Annotated in this window: 24 protein-coding genes; 9 read left to right on the top strand and 15 right to left on the bottom strand. The window is 59.2% G+C overall.

What is annotated here, in order from left to right:
- Positions 1 to 202: 202 nt before the first annotated feature.
- Entirely contained in the window at positions 203 to 673 is a 471-nt protein-coding gene (gene ybaK, locus AB4O45_RS07430; protein WP_406227304.1) for a Cys-tRNA(Pro) deacylase, read from the top strand.
- A 99-nt stretch (positions 674 to 772) separates the two neighbouring features.
- On the top strand, positions 773 to 1,555 hold the full coding sequence (locus AB4O45_RS07425) for a PhzF family phenazine biosynthesis protein (protein WP_095181784.1): 783 nt from the start codon (positions 773 to 775) through the stop codon (positions 1,553 to 1,555).
- Positions 1,556 to 1,675: 120 nt separating this feature from the next.
- Here AB4O45_RS07425 and AB4O45_RS07420 read toward each other — a convergent pair whose 3' ends face one another.
- Positions 1,676 to 2,785, bottom strand: a complete 1,110-nt coding sequence (locus AB4O45_RS07420; RefSeq protein ID WP_095181785.1) for an ABC transporter ATP-binding protein — start codon at positions 2,783 to 2,785, stop codon at positions 1,676 to 1,678.
- A complete protein-coding gene (argF, locus tag AB4O45_RS07415; RefSeq protein WP_024014160.1) occupies positions 2,782 to 3,702 on the bottom strand; it encodes an ornithine carbamoyltransferase in 921 nt (306 codons plus the stop codon). Before argF ends, AB4O45_RS07420 begins: the two co-directional genes overlap by 4 nt.
- 405 nt (positions 3,703 to 4,107) lie before the next feature.
- Between argF and AB4O45_RS07410 the strand changes: the two genes are divergently transcribed.
- From AB4O45_RS07410 to grxD, 3 genes are all read left to right on the top strand, one after another.
- Positions 4,108 to 4,398, top strand: coding sequence for a hypothetical protein (locus AB4O45_RS07410; protein ID WP_041479870.1), 291 nt, complete (start codon positions 4,108 to 4,110; stop codon positions 4,396 to 4,398).
- A 135-nt stretch (positions 4,399 to 4,533) separates the two neighbouring features.
- Positions 4,534 to 6,639 (top strand): molybdopterin oxidoreductase family protein, encoded by a 2,106-nt coding sequence (locus tag AB4O45_RS07405; RefSeq protein ID WP_460161261.1) that lies wholly within the window; start codon positions 4,534 to 4,536, stop codon positions 6,637 to 6,639.
- Positions 6,640 to 6,736: 97 nt separating this feature from the next.
- Positions 6,737 to 7,078: a Grx4 family monothiol glutaredoxin gene (grxD, locus tag AB4O45_RS07400; protein ID WP_016773402.1), complete on the top strand. Its 342-nt coding sequence runs from the start codon at positions 6,737 to 6,739 to the stop codon at positions 7,076 to 7,078.
- 201 nt (positions 7,079 to 7,279) lie between these two features.
- Here grxD and bfr read toward each other — a convergent pair whose 3' ends face one another.
- Positions 7,280 to 7,753: a bacterioferritin gene (gene bfr / locus AB4O45_RS07395; protein ID WP_016773403.1), complete on the bottom strand. Its 474-nt coding sequence runs from the start codon at positions 7,751 to 7,753 to the stop codon at positions 7,280 to 7,282.
- 201 nt (positions 7,754 to 7,954) lie between these two features.
- The gene (locus tag AB4O45_RS07390) at positions 7,955 to 8,173 is read right to left on the bottom strand and encodes a bacterioferritin-associated ferredoxin (RefSeq protein WP_003227725.1); all 219 of its coding nucleotides are present in this window, start codon (positions 8,171 to 8,173) and stop codon (positions 7,955 to 7,957) included.
- Positions 8,174 to 8,485: 312 nt separating this feature from the next.
- On the opposite strand from AB4O45_RS07390, the gene AB4O45_RS07385 reads away from it, so the two are divergent.
- Positions 8,486 to 9,088 (top strand): peroxiredoxin, encoded by a 603-nt coding sequence (locus tag AB4O45_RS07385; protein ID WP_003227723.1) that lies wholly within the window; start codon positions 8,486 to 8,488, stop codon positions 9,086 to 9,088.
- A gap of 74 nt (positions 9,089 to 9,162) precedes the next feature.
- Here AB4O45_RS07385 and rnt read toward each other — a convergent pair whose 3' ends face one another.
- A complete protein-coding gene (gene rnt / locus AB4O45_RS07380) occupies positions 9,163 to 9,840 on the bottom strand; it encodes a ribonuclease T (protein ID WP_252868210.1) in 678 nt (225 codons plus the stop codon).
- Positions 9,837 to 10,883: a dihydroorotase gene (gene pyrC, locus AB4O45_RS07375; protein ID WP_353188138.1), complete on the bottom strand. Its 1,047-nt coding sequence runs from the start codon at positions 10,881 to 10,883 to the stop codon at positions 9,837 to 9,839. The genes rnt and pyrC overlap by 4 nt, the downstream gene beginning before the upstream one ends.
- A gap of 160 nt (positions 10,884 to 11,043) precedes the next feature.
- On the opposite strand from pyrC, the gene AB4O45_RS07370 reads away from it, so the two are divergent.
- Together AB4O45_RS07370 and AB4O45_RS07365 are read left to right on the top strand one after the other, a co-directional pair.
- A complete protein-coding gene (locus AB4O45_RS07370) occupies positions 11,044 to 11,958 on the top strand; it encodes a flagellar protein MotY (RefSeq protein WP_460161260.1) in 915 nt (304 codons plus the stop codon).
- 129 nt (positions 11,959 to 12,087) lie between these two features.
- The gene (locus AB4O45_RS07365) at positions 12,088 to 13,305 is read left to right on the top strand and encodes an argininosuccinate synthase (protein ID WP_460161259.1); all 1,218 of its coding nucleotides are present in this window, start codon (positions 12,088 to 12,090) and stop codon (positions 13,303 to 13,305) included.
- 115 nt (positions 13,306 to 13,420) lie between these two features.
- Here the strand turns inward: AB4O45_RS07365 and AB4O45_RS07360 are convergent, their stop codons facing one another.
- Positions 13,421 to 14,122: a hypothetical protein gene (locus AB4O45_RS07360; RefSeq protein ID WP_150741897.1), complete on the bottom strand. Its 702-nt coding sequence runs from the start codon at positions 14,120 to 14,122 to the stop codon at positions 13,421 to 13,423.
- Between the two features lie 466 nt (positions 14,123 to 14,588).
- Here AB4O45_RS07360 and AB4O45_RS07355 point away from each other — a divergent pair, with 466 nt between their 5' ends.
- Complete coding sequence (locus tag AB4O45_RS07355) at positions 14,589 to 15,215, top strand: response regulator transcription factor (protein ID WP_016773408.1); 627 nt, start codon at positions 14,589 to 14,591, stop codon at positions 15,213 to 15,215.
- 88 nt (positions 15,216 to 15,303) lie between these two features.
- Here AB4O45_RS07355 and AB4O45_RS07350 read toward each other — a convergent pair whose 3' ends face one another.
- The 8 genes from AB4O45_RS07350 to metG form a co-directional block, all read right to left on the bottom strand.
- Positions 15,304 to 15,483 (bottom strand): PA3496 family putative envelope integrity protein, encoded by a 180-nt coding sequence (locus AB4O45_RS07350; RefSeq protein ID WP_252878819.1) that lies wholly within the window; start codon positions 15,481 to 15,483, stop codon positions 15,304 to 15,306.
- A 107-nt stretch (positions 15,484 to 15,590) separates the two neighbouring features.
- Positions 15,591 to 16,229, bottom strand: coding sequence for an endonuclease III (gene nth / locus AB4O45_RS07345; protein WP_150741898.1), 639 nt, complete (start codon positions 16,227 to 16,229; stop codon positions 15,591 to 15,593).
- The gene (locus tag AB4O45_RS07340) at positions 16,226 to 16,798 is read right to left on the bottom strand and encodes an Rnf-Nqr domain containing protein (protein ID WP_460161258.1); all 573 of its coding nucleotides are present in this window, start codon (positions 16,796 to 16,798) and stop codon (positions 16,226 to 16,228) included. The genes nth and AB4O45_RS07340 overlap by 4 nt, the downstream gene beginning before the upstream one ends.
- A complete protein-coding gene (locus AB4O45_RS07335; protein WP_460161257.1) occupies positions 16,795 to 17,400 on the bottom strand; it encodes an RnfABCDGE type electron transport complex subunit G in 606 nt (201 codons plus the stop codon). Before AB4O45_RS07335 ends, AB4O45_RS07340 begins: the two co-directional genes overlap by 4 nt.
- Entirely contained in the window at positions 17,397 to 18,380 is a 984-nt protein-coding gene (locus AB4O45_RS07330) for an RnfABCDGE type electron transport complex subunit D (RefSeq protein WP_460161256.1), read from the bottom strand. The genes AB4O45_RS07335 and AB4O45_RS07330 overlap by 4 nt, the downstream gene beginning before the upstream one ends.
- Positions 18,367 to 19,371 carry an electron transport complex subunit RsxB gene (gene rsxB / locus AB4O45_RS07325; RefSeq protein WP_353188140.1) on the bottom strand — a complete coding sequence of 335 codons (1,005 nt, stop codon included), beginning with the start codon at positions 19,369 to 19,371 and terminating at the stop codon, positions 18,367 to 18,369. Before rsxB ends, AB4O45_RS07330 begins: the two co-directional genes overlap by 14 nt.
- The gene (locus tag AB4O45_RS07320) at positions 19,368 to 19,937 is read right to left on the bottom strand and encodes an Rnf-Nqr domain containing protein (protein ID WP_150637387.1); all 570 of its coding nucleotides are present in this window, start codon (positions 19,935 to 19,937) and stop codon (positions 19,368 to 19,370) included. The genes rsxB and AB4O45_RS07320 overlap by 4 nt, the downstream gene beginning before the upstream one ends.
- 114 nt (positions 19,938 to 20,051) lie before the next feature.
- Positions 20,052 to 22,103, bottom strand: a complete 2,052-nt coding sequence (gene metG, locus AB4O45_RS07315; RefSeq protein ID WP_460161255.1) for a methionine--tRNA ligase — start codon at positions 22,101 to 22,103, stop codon at positions 20,052 to 20,054.
- Positions 22,104 to 22,420 lie beyond the last annotated feature (317 nt).

Genomic DNA, 22,420 nt, shown 5'->3' with positions numbered 1-22,420 from the left:
TAGACAAGAAACAAACCTGTCAAAGGTCGAAAGTGAACTGTCGGTCACAATAAAACTATTCGCCATGTGAATGATCAGCGCGGCGATCAGCTTGAATGCGGCGCGAAGCCACGGGATTCGCGGCTTGGAATAGAGCCTTTTGCCCAACGATGACCTAGAATCTGCCGCAGGTTTTTCAAAGATTGCCGAACCCGGAGCTGCCATGACCCCAGCGTTGGACTTGTTGAAAAAAGTTCGTGCCGAACATCGCGTGCACAGTTACGAACATGATCCGAAGGCCGCGTCCTATGGGCTGGAGGCGGCGGAGAAGCTCGGGCTCGCACCGGCGCAAGTGTTCAAAACCTTGCTGGCCGCCAGTGAAAAAGGCGAACTGCTGGTGGCTGTGGTGCCGGTCGTCGGAACGCTCGACCTCAAAGGGCTGGCCCATGCCGCTGGAGTGAAGAAAGCCGAAATGGCTGACCCGGCTGCCGCGCAACGTTCAACCGGCTACCTGTTGGGCGGCATCAGCCCGCTCGGGCAGAAGAAACGCCTGCGCACCTTCATCGACAATTCCGCTCAGGGGTTCGCGACTATCTATGTGAGTGCCGGGCGGCGAGGACTGGAAGTGGAATTGGCACCGGCGGTGCTGGGCGAGCACACTCAGGCGCAGTTCGCCGATATCGGCCGGGCTTAAAATGCGCGCCAGCTGTATGAAGAAAAAATTGCGCTTCTGTCACTGGCACTGATCCGGGCCGCCGTTGCATGCTCGGTCGACCAATTCAGGGAGAAAATCATGCAGCTTGCGTTTCATCAGGTCGACGCGTTCAGTGATCGGCCGTTCAGTGGCAACCCGGCGATGGTCTATCGGCTCGACAGCTGGCTGGCCGATGACTTGATGCAGAAAATCGCCGCCGAACACAACCTGGCGGAGACTGCGTTTCTGGTGCGCGAAGGGCAGGCCTGGCATATCCGCTGGTTCACCCCGACCACCGAAGTGCCGCTGTGCGGGCATGCGACCCTGGCCAGCGCGTTTGTACTGTTCGAAATCTATAAGGAAAGCGCCGAGCGCATCGACTTCATCTGCAAGTCCGGGCCGCTGAGTGTCAGCCGCGAAGGCGACCGGCTGTGGCTGGATTTCCCGACCATCGTGCCTTCGGAAATCGGCGTGACGCTGGATGTCGAGCGGGCGCTGGGTGTCGAGGCTGTTGATGTGCTCGGCTCCAACGAACTGTTCGTGGTGCTGGAATCGGAGCAGGCCGTGCTCGACTGCAAACCGGACATGGCGGCGCTGGCGAAACTGCCATGGCTGGGTGCAATCGTCACCGCGCGTGGCAACCAGCATGATTTCGTCTCGCGCTATTTCGCCCCGGCGATCGGTATCAATGAAGATCCGGTGACCGGTTCGACGCATTGCAGCCTGATTCCGTACTGGTCCAAGCGTCTGGGCAAAACGAATCTGACCGCGTGCCAGCGCTCGGCGCGGGGCGGCGAGTTGTTTTGTCGGCTGGAAGGTGAGCGGGTGAAGATTGGCGGCAATGCGACGCTGGTGGCCAGCGGTACCCTGTTTTTAGGCTGAGGCAATACCAACTGTGGGAGCGAGCCTGCTCGCGAAAGCGCTCTTTCAGTCAACATCTTCGGCGACTGAAACACCGCATTCGCGAGCAGGCTCGCTCCCACAATTTTTATCCAGTGCGGATCAAAGGCTGGTGCTGAACCGACGTACGCCGTTTTCCACCGCCGGAATCTGCGCCGCGGTGCTGCCGGATGCCTGGAACAGCACCAGGTGATCCGCCGCTACGCGAATCCCGACCTGCGCGCCAACCAGATGATCGGCGTGGCTGGGGAAGATCGATTCCAGCTGCGCGCCGGTCGGCAGTTGCAGGCGATACAAGGTCGCCGCGCCGAGGAATGTCTTGCCGACAATCTGCGCCTTCAATGGGCTGTCCGGCGCGTAAACAATGTCATCCGGACGCAACAGCACATCCACCGCACCGCCAATCGGCCAGGTGTAAGCACGGTTGCCACGCAGTTCACCGAGTTCGGTCTGCACCGATTCCGGGGTGACGAGCTGGCCGCGAATGAAATAGCCCTGACCGATGAAACTGGCGACATACGGCGTCGCCGGTTCGTGATAGAGGTTATAGGGCGTATCCCACTGTTCCAGCCGACCTTCCTTGAACACGCCAACGTGATCGCTGACGGCGAAGGCTTCTTCCTGATCGTGGGTGACCAGAATCGCACTGGTACCACGGGCCTTGAGGATGTCGCGCACCTCATGGCTGAGCTTGCGACGCAGTTCGCCATCGAGGTTGGAGAACGGCTCGTCGAGCAGCAGCAACTGCGGCTCCGGCGCCAGGGCGCGGGCGAGGGCGACGCGCTGTTGCTGGCCGCCGGACAATTCGTGGGGGAAGCGCTTGCCGAGGTTTTTCAGGTTGACCAGTTCCAGCAGCTCTTCGACCACGCGCGCCTTGTTCGGGTGCTTGCGAATGCCGAAAGCGATGTTGTCGGCCACGCTCAGGTGCGGGAACAGCGCGTAGTCCTGAAACACCATGCCGATCCGGCGTTTCTCCGGTGCCAGGGTGAAACCGGCGCTGGAGAGGGTTTCGCCACCGAGGGTGATTTCGCCTTCATGCACCGGTTCGAAACCGGCGATTGCGCGCAGGGTGGTGGTCTTGCCGCAGCCGGACGAGCCGAGCAGGCAGCCGATGTCGCCGGCGTTGAGGTGCAGATTGAGGTTCTGCACCACGCGTTGATCTTGGTAGCCGCAAGCGAGGTTGCGCAGGTTCAGCAGTAATTCATGGCTCATGCGTGGTGATATGCCGGTTCGACGAGGAACTCGAGCAGGGCCTTCTGTGCGTGGAGACGGTTTTCTGCCTGATCCCAGGCGACGGAGCGCGGGTCATCGAGCAGGTCGAGACTGATTTCTTCGCCACGGTGCGCCGGCAGGCAGTGCATGAACAGCACGTCCTCGGCAGCGAGGTCGAGCAAGGCACGGTTGACCTGAAACGGCGCGAACAGCTTGAGGCGCTTGGCAGTTTCCTCTTCCTGACCCATCGAAGTCCAGACATCGGTGCTGACCAGATGCGCGCCACGCACGGCGTCTTGCGGATCGCGGACAATCGTCACGCGATCGCCAGCCTGAGCGACGAATTCCGGGTTCGGCTCGTAGCCTTCCGGGCAGGCAACGCGCAGCTGGAAGTCGAACTGGATCGCCGCTTCTATATAGCTGTTGCACATGTTGTTGCCGTCACCGATCCAGGCCACGGTCTTGCCCTGGATCGAGCCTCGGTGTTCGAGGAAGGTCTGCATGTCGGCGAGCAACTGGCACGGGTGCAGATCATCGGACAGGCCGTTGATCACCGGCACGCGCGAGTTGGCGGCGAATTCGGTGAGGGTGCTGTGGGCGAAGGTGCGGATCATCACCGCATCGAGCATGCTCGACATGACGATGGCGCAATCGCTGATCGGCTCGCCACGGCCCAGTTGGGTGTCGCGCGGGGACAGGAAGATTGCCTGGCCGCCGAGCTGGATCATGCCGGCCTCGAAGGAGATCCGGGTACGGGTCGAGGATTTTTCGAAAATCATCCCCAGCACGCGGTTTTTCAGAGGCTCGAACAGTACGCCGCGGTTACGCAGGTCCTTGAGCTCAACGCCTCGACGGATCACGCTGACCAGCTCTTCGGGCGTGCAATCCATCAGGGAGAGAAAGTGCCTTGCGCTCATCATTGACTACCTTTTTGCTACAGACCGCAGATGCTCAAAGCCTTGTTTAACGGAACAACGGGCGAGACCTGCGGCGTAAGCCGCACGGGGCGACGAAATAGGGGAAGGCGCGATATTGACACTAAATGTCGCGTTTTTCCAATAGGGTACTTTTTCAGCGGGATTCGGAGCGCGGACCGAGCATTTCGATCACGCATGTTGAAGCCGGATTCAGTACAGCGGTGAGCCTCTTTGTACACTGGCGCCGCCGCGCTTGGCAATGCGCCGCGACGGCAACGCAGCGATCCTGGTCGGTTTGCGAACGCTGCGCCACCGATTCGCTTGGTCGGATGTTCAGACTGAAACATTTGCTAAAGCAAAGTGCTGGGTTATAAATAAGTTTCGAGCGACGCAGGAAGCCTCCGCATGGAATCGAAAGAACAACTGTTAATGGAGCTGCTGGGCCACACGGCTCGCTCTCTGACCCATCTCACCGCGTCAGTCACCTCGATGTCTTTCGAGTTGCTGCGCAGTGACGACGAAGTGGTCAAATCCGCCGGCCGACACATGATCGATCGCATGGCCACCATCAGCGCCGGGCTCGATGAGCACTGGCGGTTGATCGGCGAGCTCACCGGCGTCCACGTCGCCCACGAGCAGATCGAAACCATCCAGGAAATCCAGCTGGCCGCACCGCCGCAGTTGCCTTCGAACTGATCGCGACGGTTTATCGGCTGCCCTGATAACCATCGATTCACGAGACGAACGTCGCTGGCGCCTGCTCCGCGCACGGGCCATAGTTTTGTTCCCGCGGGCGTGATCGCCTGCCCCCGAACAAGACAGAGACTGGCCATGACCAAGACTCTTCACCACCGTGCGTGCCACCTGTGCGAAGCCATTTGCGGGCTGACCATCGAAACTACGGAAACCGATGGCGATGTCGCGATCACCTCGATCAAGGGCGATGCCCTCGACACCTTCAGCCGCGGCCATATCTGCCCGAAAGCCGTGGCCCTGCAAGATATTCAGAACGATCCCGACCGGCTGCGTCAGCCAATGCGCCGCGTCGGCAGCGAATGGCTGCCGATCGAATGGGACGAGGCGTTTGCGCTGGTGGCCGAGAAACTCGCGGCGATTCAGGAACGTCACGGCCAGAACGCCGTTGCGGTGTATCAGGGCAATCCGAGCGTGCACAACTACGGCCTGATGACCCACAGCAATTACTTCCTGGGGTTGCTGAAAACCCGCAATCGTTATTCGGCCACTTCAGTCGATCAATTGCCGCATCACCTCAGCAGCTATCTGATGTACGGCCACGGTCTGCTGTTGCCGATCCCGGACATCGACCACACCGATTTCATGCTGATTCTCGGCGGCAATCCGCTGGCGTCCAACGGCAGCATCATGACCGTGCCGGATGTCGAGAAGCGCCTGAAGACGATTCAGGCGCGCGGCGGCAAAGTGGTGGTAGTCGATCCGCGCCGCAGCGAAACCGCAGCGATGGCTGATCAGCACGTGTTCGTCCGCCCGGGCGGCGATGCGGCGCTGTTGTTCGGCATGCTCAATACGCTGTTCAGCGAAGGCCTGACCCGCGACAGCCATTTGCCGGTCGATGGCCTCGACGAAGTGCGAAACGCCGTGGCGGCGTTCAGCGCCGAAGCCATGAGCCCACTTTGCGCGGTGCCTGCCGAGCAGATTCGGCAGCTCGCCCGCGACTTCGCTGCCGCGCCAAGCGCCGTCTGCTATGGACGCATGGGCGTCTCGACCCAGGCCTTTGGCACCTTGTGTCATTGGGTGGTGCAGTTGATCAACCTGGTCACGGGCAACCTCGACCGCGTTGGCGGTGCCCTGTGCACCGAGCCAGCGGTGGACCTGGTGGCGTCGACCTCGGGCGGGCATTTCAACAAATGGCAGAGCCGGGTTTCCGGGCGTCCTGAATACGGCGGCGAGTTGCCGGTCTCGGCGCTCGCTGAAGAAATGCTCACGGAGGGCGAGGGGCAGATCCGCGCGCTGATCACCGTGGCCGGCAACCCGGTGTTGTCGACACCCAACGGCCGGCAACTGGAACAGGCGCTGGACGGCCTCGACTTCATGCTCAGCATCGACCTGTACATCAACGAAACCACGCGCTATGCCGATCTGATCCTGCCGTCGACCTCGGCGCTGGAAAACGATCACTACGACACCACTTTCAACCTGTTTGCGGTGCGTAACGTGACCCGCTTCAATCGCGCGATCCTCGCCAAGCCCGAGGGTGCGCTGCACGACTGGGAGATCTTCGTCGGTTTGGCCAAGGCCTTCGCCGAGAAAACCGGCAAGGAGCTGAAACCGACGATGCCGCCGGCGAAGATGATCGACATGGGCCTGCGCATGGGCCGCTACGGCGATGCGTCCGAGCACAAGTTGTCGTTGGCGACGCTGTTCGATCATCCGCATGGCGTGGATCTGGGTGCGCTGAAGCCGAATCTGGCATCACGTCTGAAAACGCCGAATCAGCGTATCCAGGCCGCACCGCCGGAAATTCTCGCTGATCTCGCACGCTTTGCCGCGTTGCAGGCGCCGGCTGCCGATGAGTTGTTGATGATCGGCCGCCGCCATGTGCGCAGCAACAATTCGTGGATGCACAACTTCCATCGACTGGTGAAGGGCAAGCCGCGGCATCAGTTGCTGATGCACCCGGATGATCTGGCCAGCCGTGGCCTGGCCGACGGGCAACGGGTTCGGGTGAGTTCGCGGGTCGGGCAGATCGAGGTGGAAGTGCTCGCCAGTCTCGACATGATGAAAGGCGTGGTCAGCCTGCCGCACGGCTGGGGCCATGCGCGCCCGGGCGTGCAGATGGCGATCGCCAGCGGCCAGCCGGGGTCGAGCGCCAACGACCTGACCGACGAGTGTCAGCTTGACGAACTGTCGGGCAACGCGGCGTTGAACGGTGTGCCGGTGACAGTGGCGGCGGCTTGAGCGGGTCTGTCGGGGAGACCGAGCATGGCGCTCGGGATTCCGTTACAATGCGCCACCGTGCCGACCTCTGAGTCGGAAAGTTCAGCCGAGGTGCTCCATGGATATCATCGAAACGATTAAAGAGCAGATTGCCAACAACACCATTCTGCTTTACATGAAAGGCTCGCCGAATGCCCCGCAGTGCGGCTTCTCCGCAAAAGCTGCGCAAGCCGTGATGGCCTGTGGTGAAAAGTTCGCGTACGTGGACATCCTGCAGAACCCGGAAATCCGCGCCAACCTGCCAAAGTACGCCAACTGGCCGACTTTCCCGCAACTGTGGGTCGGCGGTGAGCTGGTCGGCGGCAGCGACATCATGACCGAGATGGCTGCAGACGGTTCGCTGCAAAGCACCATCAAGGCGGCTGTCGAAGCGGCAGCGGCGAACAAGTCCGAAGCCTGATTCTACGTTCATAGAGTTTCGCTCGACGACGCGTCTCCCGTAGGAGCTGTCGAGTGAAACGAGGCTGCGATCTTTTGATCTTCGGCCAGCAAAAAGCCCCGCACCTCGAAAGAGGGCGGGGCTTTTTGTTGGTTATACGAGTTGACTGAGTATCAAGGCTGAAATCGATAAAGATCGCAGCCTCGTTTCACTCGACAGCGCCTACTCTTCGCCCATCTGCGACTGCAGATAGTTTTCCAGACCGATCTTGTCGATCAGGCCGAGCTGGGTTTCCAGCCAGTCGATGTGTTCTTCTTCCGACTCGAGAATGTCTTCGAGCAGTTCACGGCTGCCGAAGTCGCCAACGGTTTCGCAATGGGCGATGGCGGCTTTCAGGTCAGCGTGGCCGGTCTTTTCGATGCGCAGGTCGCATTCGAGCATTTCGCGGGTGTGTTCGCCGATGTGCAGCTTGCCCAGGTCCTGCACATTCGGCAGGCCTTCAAGGAACAGGATGCGCTTGATCAGCTTGTCCGCGTGCTTCATCTCGTCGATGGATTCGTGGTATTCGTGCTTGCCGAGCTTGTTCAGACCCCAATCTTCATACATGCGCGCATGCAGGAAGTACTGATTGATCGCGACCAGCTCATTGGCGAGGATCTTGTTGAGATGCTGGATGACTGTAATGTCGCCTTTCATGATCGGAGTCCTGCCCTGTATTAACCGTATATAAGGCGGAGTTTGAGCTGGGCAGTTATAAGTGTCAAACCTAAGTTATTGAATAATAAATGAAAATTAATCGGAATAAGAATGTTTGTGTTCCGCGTCTGGACGCTAAGCAATTGATTTTCAGGCATAAAAAAACCGGACGCGAAGTCCGGTTCTTTGAAATGGGGGCATTTACGCAGCAGTAAATTCTACAGGGTAAGGGATCGCGGCCTGGGCGGTTTGCAGCTTGGTCAGGGTTTCGCGCACCACTTCCTTGGCAAGGCAGGCGCATTTGCCGCACTGGCTGGCGACGCCGGTGGCCTGGCGAACTTCTTTGTAGCTGCAGCAACCTTCATAGATCGCTTCGCGGATCTGTCCGTCGGTGACGCCAGTGCAGAGGCAAACATACATAAGTAAGAACCGTCGCTGGTTGTGACTCAATTGCGATGGATCTTAATGTTAACGAGAATGATTGTCAAAGTGCTTTCGGAACGCTTCGCAGCCAATTTCCCAGCGACTGACGAACGGTATTTGCCAGGCGCTCCCTTGACCCAATGAATACGCAGTGGATAACCGAACAGGGAAAATCCGTTACGGACAGGCCAAACACGCAGTGTATGATGGTCGTCCCTTGCGAAGAGGGTTCGTGTCACAGGGCTGTCGCCTGAGGGTGACAGGCTGGCCCGGACCCTGAACTTCAAGTTTCTACACCAGGAGATATCAATGAGCGTACTCGTAGGCAAACAAGCCCCAGACTTCACCGTCCCGGCCGTACTCGGCAATGGCGAGATCGTTGACAGCTTCACCCTGTCCTCGGCCATCAAAGGCAAATACGGCCTGGTGTTCTTCTACCCGCTGGACTTCACCTTCGTCTGCCCGTCCGAGCTGATCGCTCTGGACAACCGCATGGCTGACTTCAAGGCGCGCAACGTTGAAGTGATCGCTGTGTCGATCGACTCGCACTTCACCCACAACGCCTGGCGCAACACTCCAGTGAACAATGGCGGCATCGGCCAGGTGAAATACACCATGGCTGCCGACATGAAGCACGACATCGCCAAGGCTTACGACGTTGAATCCGAAGGCGGCGTGGCTTTCCGCGGCGCGTTCCTGATCGACGACAAAGGCGTGGTTCGCTCGCAGATCATCAACGACCTGCCGCTGGGCCGTAACATGGAAGAGCTGATCCGTCTGGTCGACGCGCTGCAATTCCACGAAGAGCACGGCGAAGTCTGCCCGGCCAACTGGAAGAAAGGCGACAAAGGCATGAACGCTTCGCCAGAAGGCGTTGCGGCTTACCTGACCGAAAACGCTGCTGCCCTGTAAGGCGCAACGTCGAGGTAGAAAAAAACCGGCCCATGTGGCCGGTTTTTTTATGCGCGGGATTTGTTCGCCGAGGATCAGTCGTCGAAGTCTTCCCAGCCGCCCATCTGTTTCCAGCGATTGACGATGCCGCAGAACAGCTCAGCGGTCTTTTCGGTGTCGTAGCGCGCCGAGTGCGCCTCACGACCGTCGAAATCGATGCCAGCGGCCTGACAGGCTTTCGCCAGCACGGTCTGACCGTACGCCAGACCCGCCAGGGTCGCGGTGTCGAAACTGGAGAACGGGTGGAACGGGTTGCGCTTCATGTCCAGCCGCGCGACTGCGGCGTTGAGAAAGCCCAGATCGAAGCTGCTGTTGTGCCCGACCAGAATCGCCCGTTTGCAACCGTTGGCTTTGAGGGCCTTGCGGATGCCACGGAAAATATCGGTCAGCGCGGTTTCTTCACTGACGGCCATGCGCAGCGGATGATCAAGCTTGATCCCGGTGAACTCCAGCGCTGCCGCTTCAACGTTCGCACCTTCGAATGGCTCGACGCGGAAGAAGTAGGTGTGATCCGGGTAGACGAAACCCTTTTCATCCATGGCGATGGTGGTCGCGGCAATCTCCAGCAGGGCATCGGTGGCTGCGTTGAAGCCACCGGTTTCTACGTCGACGACAACCGGCAGGTAGCCGCGAAAACGCGCTGCCATCGGGTGACGGGAACCGCCGCCACCACCTTGACCGTCCAGCTCATCGTCGAAATGCTCTTCACTCACGCGTGTTCCTCCAGCAGGCGCCAGCGCAGTTTTTCACCGGCGCGCAGCGGGATAACGGTCAGCTCGCCAAATGGCAGGCTGGTTGGGGCGGTCCATTCTTCGCGAACCAGGGTGATGCGATCGGTGTTTGCCGGCAGGCCGTAGAAACGCGGGCCGTTGAGGCTGGCGAAGGCTTCGAGCTTGTCCAGCGCATTACGCTGTTCAAACGCTTCGGCATACATCTCGATGGCGGCGTAGGCGGTGTAGCAACCGGCGCAACCGCAGGCGGCTTCCTTGGCGTGCAGGGCGTGGGGCGCCGAGTCGGTGCCGAGGAAGAACTTGGCGCTGCCGCTGGTGGCGGCATCGAGCAAGGCTTCCTGATGGGTGTTGCGCTTGAGGATCGGCAAGCAATAGAAGTGTGGCCGAATCCCGCCCACCAGCATGTGGTTACGGTTGTACAACAGGTGGTGCGCGGTGATGGTCGCGCCGACGTTGGCCGAAGCCTCGTTGACGAATTGCACGGCGTCACCGGTGGTGATGTGCTCGAACACCACTTTCAGCGTCGGGAAGCGCTCGACCACGCGGCGCATGTGCTCATCGATGAAGATTTTTTCGCGGTCGAACACATCGACGTCGCCACGGGTGACTTCACCGTGGATCAACAGCGGCATGCCGACTTCGGCCATGGCTTCGAGCGCCGGGAAGATCTTGTCGATGCTGGTCACGCCGGAATCGGAATTGGTGGTCGCGCCGGCCGGGTAAAGCTTGGCGGCGTAGACGAAACCGCTGGCCTTGGCCTGACGAATTTCTTCCGGTTGGGTGCGGTCGGTGAGGTACAGCACCATCAACGGCTCGAACTGACTGCCGGCCGGGCGGGCAGCGAGAATGCGCTGACGATAGCCGTCGGCTTCAGCGGCGTTGCGCACCGGCGGTACCAGGTTCGGCATGATGATCGCGCGCCCGAAGGTGCGGGCCACATCGGCAACGGTATTGGTCAACACGGCACCATCGCGAAGATGAATGTGCCAGTCGTCGGGACGCAGCAGGGTCAGGCGGTCGGACATGAGGGGATTCCAGGCGGGTCAAACTGAGGCGAATGCTACCGGAAAAGACTCTTGCAGGCACCCGCTATCAAGTTTTGCCACAAGCGTCCGATATCCCGAAGGTATGCCGTAAACATTGTGTGAATCGGTGTTTGTGTTTCACAAGCCAATGGAGCCTCCCGTGCGCCAGCGTTATTTAGCCCTGCTCAGTGTGTTTGCCAGCCTTCCCGCGATGGCGCTGACTTACCAGACCCGTCTGGAGAACATTGAGTGGACGGTCGCCGGCGACCAGTTCGAATGCCGCCTGACGCAACCGATCACTGATTTCGGCTCGGGCGAGTTCGTGCGCAAGGCCGGTGAGCAGGCGATCTTTCGCCTGAACGCCTACAACGCCATGCTTGGTGGCGGCTCGGCGACGTTGCTCGCTGCCGCTGCACCGTGGCAGCCGGGGCGCGGCGACATCAATCTGGGCTCGGTACGGCTGGGCAGCGGCAATGTGTTGTTCAACAGCTCGCAATCCCAGGCCGGTGGGCTGATCAGCGGTCTGCTGGACGGCCGCAGCCCGGTAGTTCGCCGTGCGTCTGGCGATGGCCGGGTGTCGGAAGTGCGTTTGCTGCCGGTCAAGTTCAGCAAGGCGTTCAACGACTATCAAGGCTGCGTGGCGAAATTGCTGCCGCAGAATTTCGACCAGATCAAGCAGTCGCAGATCGGCTTTCCCGGCGAGGGCGTCGAGCTGGACCCGGCTGCCAAGGCCAAGCTGCAAGTGATGCTCGAATACATGAAGGCCGACCCGACGGTGAACCACATTGACCTCGACGGCCATTCCGACAACAGCGGCAATCGTCTGACCAACCGCGAATTGTCGCGCCGCCGCGCGCTGGCGGTAGTCGATTTCTTCAAGGCCAACGGCATTCAGGAATCGCAGATCACCGTGCGTTTCCACGGCGAGCAGTATCCGATCGTGCCGAACACCAGCAAGGCCAATCGTGCGAAGAACCGTCGGGTCAACGTGAAACTGTCGCGTGCGGCTCCGACCACAGCTCCTGCGCCAGCGCCGCAAGCGAGTACGCCAGCCACCGCCGCAGCGACTTCCTGACTCGCCGGTCATCGTCGCGCTCTCGACAGATTCTGTCGCTTTGTCGTCTTAAGCTGTCGCGCCTCTGTAAATTATCGCGTTTGAGCGGTAGACTCCCCGGCTTTCCGTAGAACCCCGTGGAGTGATGGCATGGCGGACGTAAACAAGGTCGTTCTGGCGTATTCCGGCGGCCTGGACACTTCGGTGATCCTCAAGTGGCTGCAGGATACTTATAACTGTGAAGTGGTGACTTTCACCGCCGATCTCGGTCAAGGCGAAGAGGTCGAGCCGGCCCGCGCCAAGGCTCAGGCCATGGGCGTCAAAGAAATCTTCATCGACGATCTGCGCGAAGAGTTCGTGCGTGATTTCGTGTTCCCGATGTTCCGCGCCAACACCGTTTACGAAGGCGAGTACCTGCTGGGTACTTCCATCGCCCGTCCGCTGATCGCCAAGCGCCTGATCGAAATCGCCAACGAAACCGGCGCCGACGCCATTTCCCATGGCGCCACCGGCAAGGGCAACGACCAGGTGCGCTTCGAACTGGGCGCCTACGCGCTCAAGCCAGGCGTGAAAGTCATCGCCCCTTGGCGCGAGTGGGACCTGCTGTCGCGCGAGAAGCTGATGGACTACGCCGAGAAGCACGCGATCCCGATCGAACGCCACGGCAAGAAAAAATCTCCGTACTCGATGGACGCCAACCTGCTGCACATCTCCTATGAAGGCGGCGTGCTGGAAGACACCTGGACCGAGCACGAAGAAGACATGTGGCGCTGGACCGTCTCCCCGGAGAAGGCTCCCGACACCCCGCAATACCTGGAACTGACTTACCGCAACGGCGACATCGTCGCGCTGGACGGCGTCGAAATGACCCCGGCCACCGTACTGGCGACGCTGAACAAGATCGGCGGCGAGCACGGCATCGGTCGTCTCGACATCGTCGAAAACCGTTACGTCGGCATGAAGTCCCGTGGCTGCTACGAGACCCCGGGTGGCACCATCATGCTGCGCGCTCACCGCGCCATCGAATCGATCACTCTGGACCGCGAAGTCGCTCACCTCAAAGACGAGCTGATGCCCAAGTACGCCAGCCTGATCTACACCGGCTACTGGTGGAGCCCTGAGCGTCTGATGCTGCAACAGATGATCGACGCTTCGCAGGTCAACGTGAACGGCGTAGTGCGCCTGAAGCTGTACAAGGGCAACGTCATCGTCACCGGCCGCAAGTCCGACGATTCGCTGTTCGACGCCAACATCGCCACCTTCGAAGAAGATGGCGGCGCTTACAACCAAGCCGATGCGGCGGGCTTCATCAAGCTCAACGCGCTGCGCATGCGCATTGCTGCCAACAAGGGCCGCAAGTTGTTCTGAGTGGCTCAGACCGACGCGCAATAAAAAAGGCGGCCTGTTCAGGGCCGCCTTTTTTTCATCTTTTTTTCTGGTTCATCAGGCTCCCTCGTGTATCTGCGCGCAGTCTTGACCCGGTTCAGCTGGTTCGTCCCAGTAATGTCACCGTCTGCGAACACAGGTTATATACGATGCACAGTGTGGCTCCTGAGCCTTTCTTGGCCTGCCTGATCTGCTGCAATGCGGAGTGGGCAAGCGCGTCCGACGCATGATTACAAAGAAATACGAGAACCCGCGCGTGCTTTTTATCGACGCCTTTTAGCGTTTCGAAGATGGCATCGAATTCCTTCGCTGCATCAACTTCTCTTGCGTCAATGATGTTCAGTTCACTTACCCAGGGTGACAGCTTGATATTCTGCATAACCGGATGGGTTGGGTCGCGTGGACCGAGCGGTGGGTCCGGCGCGTTGTGAACTCTGCAGGGAATCGGCACTCGGCCTGGTCCGGTTTTGCCCGACACGATGCAACTGGTCAGCTCAAAAGCACAACGCTCGCCTGCTTCGCGAAAGGATTCGTCCCTCTGGTTATTTTGAGTGGTTTTCAAAAAGCTTTTGTCTTTGCCGAAGTCTGAAGGCGAGTAAAGCGAGCGATGATTGAAGTTGAGAGTGATAAAGAACAGGAATAACAAGTAAAAGGGGAAACTGATCAGGAACCAGACGTAAATTTCCCGGTCCTTGTTATCGAGAAATGGTAACGATACCGCCGCCGAGGTTTCCGAAAGAATTGCAAATATGGCGATGACTGTCATGGGGTTGGTGATTTTGTTTTTTATCTTTAGCATTGTTTTGCTTCTACATGGTTTGTCTAGTTTAAGTTGGTTGTTTCAGCGATAGTAAAGGCGCTTGTGTAAGTGCGCGGCTGTTAACTAAAGTTTTATAGAATCAACGATGTTGTGTCGAACAGGTGGTTGTGTCGGTTCGTTACGTCGTATGTCCCAGTGCTTGCCCAAGGCCAATTTGACAGGTAAATCATCGTGTATGAAGGTTCGTAATTGCGCCTGTTGAAGTTTTCCAACGACCCACCATGGCGTAGGACTCGACTGCATGAAGATCAAACTCCGCCGGTGTATGAAAGATCGGAAGGCGGTTGCAATGGGGCAAGGGCAGCGAATTTGTGGGAATTATCCTCAATGCCTGTAGGGAATGTCTCTGGATGCAAATGCGTGTAAAAGTTGCCATGCCTTGAAGCAAGTGACTGGGATATCGTGCGTGTTCTAAAAATTCGAACAGCGAAAACTGGACTTGCCCATGAATAAAGTGCTGATCGTGGATGACCACCCCGTCATTCGACTTGCGGTACGTATGCTGATGGAACGGCATGGCTACGAAGTCATTGCAGAAACGGATAATGGCGTTGATGCACTACAAATTGCTCGTGAACAAATACCCGATCTTGTCATCCTGGATATTGGAATACCCAAACTCGACGGACTGGAAGTTATTGCGCGCCTGACCTCCACTGCCATGCCGGTGAAAGTGCTGGTGCTGACTTCCCAGGCTCCCGGGCATTTTTCAATGCGTTGCATGCAATCGGGCGCAGCGGGTTACGTGTGCAAACAGCAGGATCTGACCGAATTGCTCAGTGCGATCAAGGCAGTACTGTCCGGCTACAGTTATTTTCCCAATCAGGCGCTGCACACCGTGCGCACCAGTCTGGGCAATGCGAGTGAAGCGGACATGGTTGATCGTCTGTCCGGGCGGGAAATGATGGTGTTGCAGCAGTTGGCGCGCGGCAAGACCAACAAGGAAATCGCCGATGGCATGTTCTTGAGCAACAAGACTGTAAGCACTTACAAGACTCGCCTGTTGCTGAAACTCAATGCGCGTTCTCTGGTTGATCTGATCGAGTTGGCGCAGCGCAACGGCCTGGTTTGAACGATTCGACAGCTGAGAACGTCATGGGCCGATCAAGCTCGGTTGTCGCAGAAAATGAAAAGCCTCCGTCTAGGGAGGCCTTCAGATATCACAGATCATAATCGTAGTCGGCCAATTGCCTTTGCAGTCGGCGCTCCTCAAGCAGGTTGTCGATTGTGCGACGCTTGCTAAGGTTGGTCTTGGCCACTTCAACCACCGGTTCGACCTCATCGGCGTCGGTGGTAATAAGATCCTCTTCTACATCCAGTTGCTCTGTGTCGGTACTCATGAAGTCAACTCCCGGCTAAGACTGCCTTTGGCGCTCCTTATATCGACATTACTGCGGCGGGTAAAAAAGATTTTTTCAATCGATGGATGCGAAAAACCGATGACCGCTCAATCGTCAGAAGTTTTATGTTTGTATTCGCATAGATCTTCGATGCGGCAGCTGCCGCAGCGCGGTTTACGCGCCAGGCAAACATAACGGCCGTGCAAAATCAGCCAGTGATGAGAGTCGAGCAGGAATTCTTTCGGTACAAACTTCATCAACTTCATTTCTACTTCCACCACATTTTTCCCCGGCGCGATGCCGGTGCGATTGCTGACGCGGAAAATGTGCGTGTCGACCGCCATGGTCAATTGGCGGAAAGCGGTGTTGAGCACCACGTTGGCGGTCTTGCGTCCGACGCCCGGCAGGGCTTCCAGTTCTTCCCGGGTTTGCGGGACTTCACCGCCATGATGCTCAACCAGCAAACGGCAGGTTTCAATGACGTTTTTCGCCTTGCTGTTGTAGAGGCCGATGGTCTTGATGTACTCGGACAGCCCCTCGACACCCAGCGCATGAATCGCGGCGGGTGTATTGGCGACGGGAAAGAGTTTGGCGGTCGCCTTGTTGACGCCGACATCGGTGGACTGCGCCGAAAGAATCACCGCAATCAGCAGCTCGAACGGCGAAGAGTAGGCCAGTTCGGTTTTCGGCTCGGGATTGTCTTCGTGCAGTCGGCGAAATATCTCAAGACGTTTTGCAGCATTCATGGGCGATGCGTTTCCTTGATGACAGAATTGTGGCGTGTCCACGCCTGACGGGCGGCGAGAAGCAGGCCCAGTAAAACCAAAGCGCCGGGAACCAGCGTAATCAGACGCAGCCCTTCGGGGAACAAAACCAGACCTGGCCAATGCTCCGAAAGGCCTCGGCCAAGGCTGCCATAACCGATGATCTCGCGGAGCCCGCCGACTACCAGCATGAGCGCGCCGAACATTGCGCAGCGTTTGAAGCTGACAGCGACGGGCTCGCGGAAGGCACCGTGGTATTCAAACACGACGCAGTGCAAGGCGATCAGCCCTATGTAGAGCTCAGACGTCTGCTGCCATGGCAAAAACCAGCGTTGCGCCACAATATCCGCGCAACTGGTCAACGTCGCGGCGATTATCAGGCTGGCGAGCAATGCACGGGTGCCCGTGAGGCGCTCGCGTAGCGGCGACATGCAGACGGCAAATACACCGAGTACCGCGCTGAGCATCAAGGTTATCCCCAGTGCAGCGCTGAATGTTGGTGTGGCGCCCAGTAGCGGCACCAGCATCAATAAATTCACCGTGCGCTTCATGGGCCAGTCCCCAACAGCAGCGCCCGATGCTCATCGAAATAACGCAGTGCGTCATGAATTGCGTCAATGGCGGCACGGGAGGTAATGGTCGCGCCAGCGATCTGATCGAACTGCCCCTGATCCTTTTTCAGCGCCCAGCCGGCGTCTGTCGGCTCAGTACGGGATTTGCCGATGAAGGCCTGAAGCCAGGCATTCGGCCATTCACCGATGTAACCACCCAATCCTGGCGTTTCGCGCTGCTCAAGGGTTTTCACGCCTAAAAGTTTGCCATTAGCATCAATGGCAATCAGCAGTTCCAGAGTACCTGCGTAACCTTCTCTGCGACTGCGCAACAGCACCGCGACTGTCTGACCGGAGCGGGTCGCTCGATAGCCGCCCGACAGCGTGCTATGGCGCAAAGCAGGCTCGGCGAGCGTCAGCGGTTGCTCCAGCGGCTGATTGTCGTAGAGCGCGGCAGGCATGACATCAAGCAATTTTCGGCTGTCGAGCAAGCGCTGCTCGCTGGCAATCTGCGGTGCACTGCTGCGCTGCAACACGTATGTCGCACTCACGCCAACGAGTGCCAGCAGCACCACCGTCGCGACACTCGCTGAGCGATTCACGCGTTCACCTTCGACTGGCGGCTGAGGGCGAAGCGTTCGAGTGCCGGCACCAGAAGATTCATCAGCAATACCGCAAACGCGACGCCGTCCGGGTAACCACCCCACGTGCGAATCAGATAAGTCAGCAGGCCGACGCCAACACCGAACAGCAGGCGGGCAAGGGCGCTTTTCGCGCCGGACACCGGCTCGGTCACAATAAAAAATGCACCGAGCATGGTCGCGCCGCTGAGCAGGTGAAACAGCGGCGAACCATGGGAATCCGACCCAGAGCCGTTCCAGCACAACAGGCTGATGACGAATAGACTGGCGAGCATGCCCACCGGTGCGTGCCAGGAAAAGATCCGCCGCTGCAACAGCCATAGGCCGCCGAGCAGAAACGCCAGATTCACCCATTCCACACCGCGCCCGCCGAAGCGGCCGAAGGCCGGGTTGCTGGCGAACAGCTCCTGCATGGTCAGGCTTTTATTGATGCGCAGACTGTCGAGTGCCGTGGCTTGCACCCACGCGTCCGGCGCCTGCGCTGGACTGAAAACCTGTTGCAGCGCCGCAAGAAAGTCCAGGCCATGAGCGGGCCAATGGGTCATCGCTTGCGGGAACAGCACCATGCTCAGGACAAAGCCAAGCATCGCCGGGTTGAACGGGTTTTTGCCGACGCCGCCATACAGATGTTTGCCGAACAACAGACCTGAAGCGGTCGCAATGACCGTCAGCCACCAAGGGCAATAAGCCGGCAGCGCGGCGGTCAGCAACATCGCACTGACCAGCGCGCTGCCATCAAGCATTGCCGCTTGCACCGCTTGCCGACGCAGACAGGCGACGCCCGCTTCGACGAGCAAAGCACTGACAACCGCCAGGGAAAGGTTGATCAACACGCCCCAGCCATACAGCCAGAATAAAGCGAGCAGACCCGGCACAGCGGCCAGCAGCACGGTGTTCATCGCCTGTTGCAGGCGATCGTCCACTGGCTCAAGGGGCGGCATGGTCTTGCACCCGGCGCTCGGCGTCACTCACGGCTTGCTCCAGTGCTGCGATCTGCTCCGGCGCAGCCTCCGCTGCCTGAGCCTTTTTCAACTCGGCGCGGCGCATGGCCAACTGGATCTTGGCTCGCTTCAGTTCGGCGTCGTTGGTAGTTGCGGGAACGGCGGGAATCACCGTTTGGCTGCTTTCCAGATTCGCCAGCGCCTGCTCGGCGGCTTCGAATTGTTGCTGCAGGACGATCAATTGCGACTGCTGCTCGAACGTCGGCGGGTGACCGAAGGCTTTCAGCGATTTGTGCAGTTGCGCTCGACTCATCGCCACATCGACCTTGGCCTTCTTCAGCGCCGCATCAGCGTTCGCGGCTTTTTGTGCACGCACCCGCTCCAGCGCAGCCTGCACCGGGTCGGCGGTCGATACTTGCGGTTGTGCCGCACGCGCGGCTCGCGCTTCACGTTCAGCCTGCTTTTGCTGTTCTTCATGCAACAAGCGCTGGTTGCGGCGCTCGAAACGCTGGCGCGCATGGTCACGCTTTTCAGCGCGGGCGCGCTGTTCTTCGAGATCGAATGCGAGACCGCCAACCACTGGTATCGTGTTCGCAGGCAAAGGATGCATTTCGATGCAGTCGACAGGGCACGGCGCAACGCACAGATCACAACCGGTGCACTCGTCGATCAGCACCGTGTGCATGAGTTTTGCCGCGCCGACGATGGCGTCGACCGGGCAGGCCTGAATGCACTTGGTGCAGCCGATGCATTCGGCCTCGCGGATAAAGGCGATTTGCGGCGGTGCCGGGCCACGGCTGATGTCCAGTTCCAGGACCGGTATTTTCAACAGCTCGGCCAGGGCGGCGATAGTCTCCTCGCCGCCCGGCGGGCACTTGTTGATCGGCTCGCCGTCAACAATGCCTTGCGCATACGGTTTGCATCCGGGATGGCCGCACTTGCCGCATTGGGTCTGCGGCAGCAGGGCATCGATGCGTTGAATCAGACTCATGTTTTGATCAATCCACTGAATCCGAGAAAAATCACTGCGACCAGTCCGGCGCTGATCAGATCGATCGGCAGGCCGCGAAAGGGCAGGGGAATATCGTTGTCGACCGTGCGCTCGCGCAGGTCGCAGAACACGCTCAGCACCAGCCAGAAACCCAGCCCTGCACCCAGACTCAAAGCTGTCGCGTGCAGCAGGCCATGATCGTTTTGCGCATTGATCAAGGCCAGCCCGAGTACCCCGGCATTGCCCAGCAGCAGCGGCCACAATCCAGCGAACGGCCAATCGGGCAGGCCGCGCGCCAGCAGTTTCAGCAGCGGCGCGATCAACAACACACTCAATGGCAGAAACACGAACAGGCGCAGCGCTTCAAGCTGCAACGGCACCAATATCCACTGCCAGATCGCCTGACCGATAACGCCGACCACCACCATCAGGCACAACGTCGCCAACCCCAGCGCATGGACCTGGCGTCGGCTGCCCGCCAGCAGCGGAGCGACGCCCAGCGGCCAGTGCAACACGAAGTTGTTGAGCAGCGCAGCACTGATCAGCGTTAACACGAGTTCGGTCATGGTTCTGCCAGCGAAACGGGCGGGTGTCTCTTAAGGGTAGGCACTATCGGGCCAGATATGAAAAATCCCACCGGCATGCAGAGCACGTCGGTGGGATCGTTTTACGGCAACCTCTTACTTGATGCGCTGACCCGGCTTGGCGCCGCTGTCCGGGCTCAGCAGGTAGATCTCTTCGCCGCCGGGACCGGCTGCCATCACCATGCCTTCGGAAATACCGAACTTCATTTTCCGTGGCTTGAGGTTGGCAATCATCATGGTCAGGCGACCGTCGAGCTTGGACGGGTCCGGATACGCGCTCTTGATCCCGGAGAACACGTTGCGTTGTTCGTCACCGATGTCGAGGGTCAGGCGCAGCAGCTTGTCGGCGCCTTCGACGTGTTCGGCCTTGACGATCAAAGCAACGCGCAAATCGATGGCGGCAAAGGCGTCGAAATCGATTTCCGGCGACAGCGGATCCTTGGCCAGTTCGCCGTTGCCCGCAGGCTTGGCTTCGCCGGTGTCGGTCTGGCTGGCGGTCAGGTCTTCTTTCGATGCGTCGGTCATGGCTTGCACTTTTACCGGGTCGATGCGGGTCATCAACGGTTTGAATTCGTTGAGCTGGTGATTAGCCAGCAGGGTGGTGTGGTCATTCCAGGTCAGCGGCGCGACGTTGAGGAACGCCTCGGCATCAGCGGCCAGCAGCGGCAGTACCGGTTTGAGGAAGATCACCAACTGGCGGAACAGGTTGATGCCGGTGGCGCAGATCGCCTGGACTTCATCCTGCTTGCCTTCCTGCTTGTTCAGCGACCACGGGGCCTTGTCGGCGATCCACGCGTTGGCGCGGTCAGCCAGGGCCATGGTTTCACGCATGGCGCGGGCAAAATCGCGGGCCTCGTAGGCGTCGGCAATGCTCGGCGCGGCGGCGAGGGAGGCCTCGGTCAGCTCCGGCGCGGCATTGTTGTCGACCAGCAGGCCGCCGTTGCCTTTGTGGATAAACCCGGCGCAACGGCTGGCGATGTTGACCACTTTGCCGACCAGGTCGGAGTTGACCTTCTGCACGAAGTCTTCGAGGTTCAGGTCGAGGTCGTCGACGCCACGGCCAAGCTTGGCCGCGTAGTAGTAGCGCAGGTATTCCGGCGACAGATGATCCAGATAAGTGCGGGCCTTGATGAAGGTGCCGCGCGACTTGGACATTTTCTGGCCGTTGACGGTCAGGTAGCCGTGCACATTGATGCCGGTCGGCTTGCGGTAGCCGGCGCCTTCGAGCATGGCTGGCCAGAACAGCGCGTGGAAATTGACGATGTCCTTGCCGATGAAGTGATACAGCTCGGCGGTCGAGTCCTTGCCCCAGAACGCGTCGAAGTCCAGCTCCGGCGTACGGTTGCAGAGGTTCTTGAAGCTGGCCATGTAACCGATCGGCGCATCCAGCCAGACGTAGAAATACTTGCCCGGCTCGCCCGGGATCTCGAAGCCGAAGTACGGCGCATCGCGCGAGATGTCCCACTGCTGCAGGCCGGCATCCAGCCATTCGGCGATCTTGTTGGCCACGGCGTCCTGCAGGGTGCCGCTGCGGGTCCAGGCCTGAAGCATTTCCTGGAAATCCGGCAGCTTGAAGAAGAAGTGCTGGGAATCCTTGAGCACCGGGGTGGCGCCGGAGATCGCCGACTTCGGATCCTTCAGGTCGGTCGGTGCGTAGGTCGCGCCGCATTTTTCGCAGTTGTCGCCGTACTGGTCTTCGGTGCCGCATTTCGGGCAGGTGCCCTTGATGAAGCGGTCGGCCAGGAACATTTTCTTTTCCGGGTCGAAATACTGGGTGATCGAGCGCTGGGCGATGTGCCCGGCGTCGCGCAGCTTGAGGTAGATCTGGCTCGACAGCTCACGGTTTTCTTCGGCGTGAGTGGAGTGGAAATTGTCGAAATCGACAAGGAAGTCGGCAAAGTCGGCGCTGTGTTCAGCCTGCACGTTGGCGATCAGTTGTTCCGGGGTGATGCCTTCCTTTTCCGCGCGCAGCATGATCGCCGAACCGTGGGCGTCGTCGGCGCAGACATAAATGCATTGGTTGCCGCGATGCTTCTGGAAGCGCACCCACATATCGGTCTGGATGTATTCCAGCATGTGGCCAAGGTGAATCGAACCATTGGCGTAGGGCAGGGCGCTGGTGACGAGGATCTTGCGTGGCTCGGACATGGGGCTTCGCTACTTGATGAAACGGAGGTCGGCCACTATAAAGCGCCGGCGCATATTTTTCACCCCTGCGCCACTGGGTACTTTGAGTGTTCTTGTGGCGAGGGGATTTATCCCCGCTGGGTGGCGAAGCCGCCCGAAAACCGCAAACTTCGATGTATCAGATAGTCCGAGTGCAATGGCTTTACGACTGCTGCGCAGCCGAACGGGGATAAATCCCCTCACCACGGTGGCTTTTCAGCGCAAGTAATCTGTTCGCCTCAAATCGGTGTCCAGCGTACGATAGCCGCCATCTTTTCCAGTCTTGTTATCGGAGTTGC

Source organism: Pseudomonas sp. S2_B10, from assembly GCF_054668425.1.
This window is presented reverse-complemented; position numbering and strand designations above follow the sequence as displayed.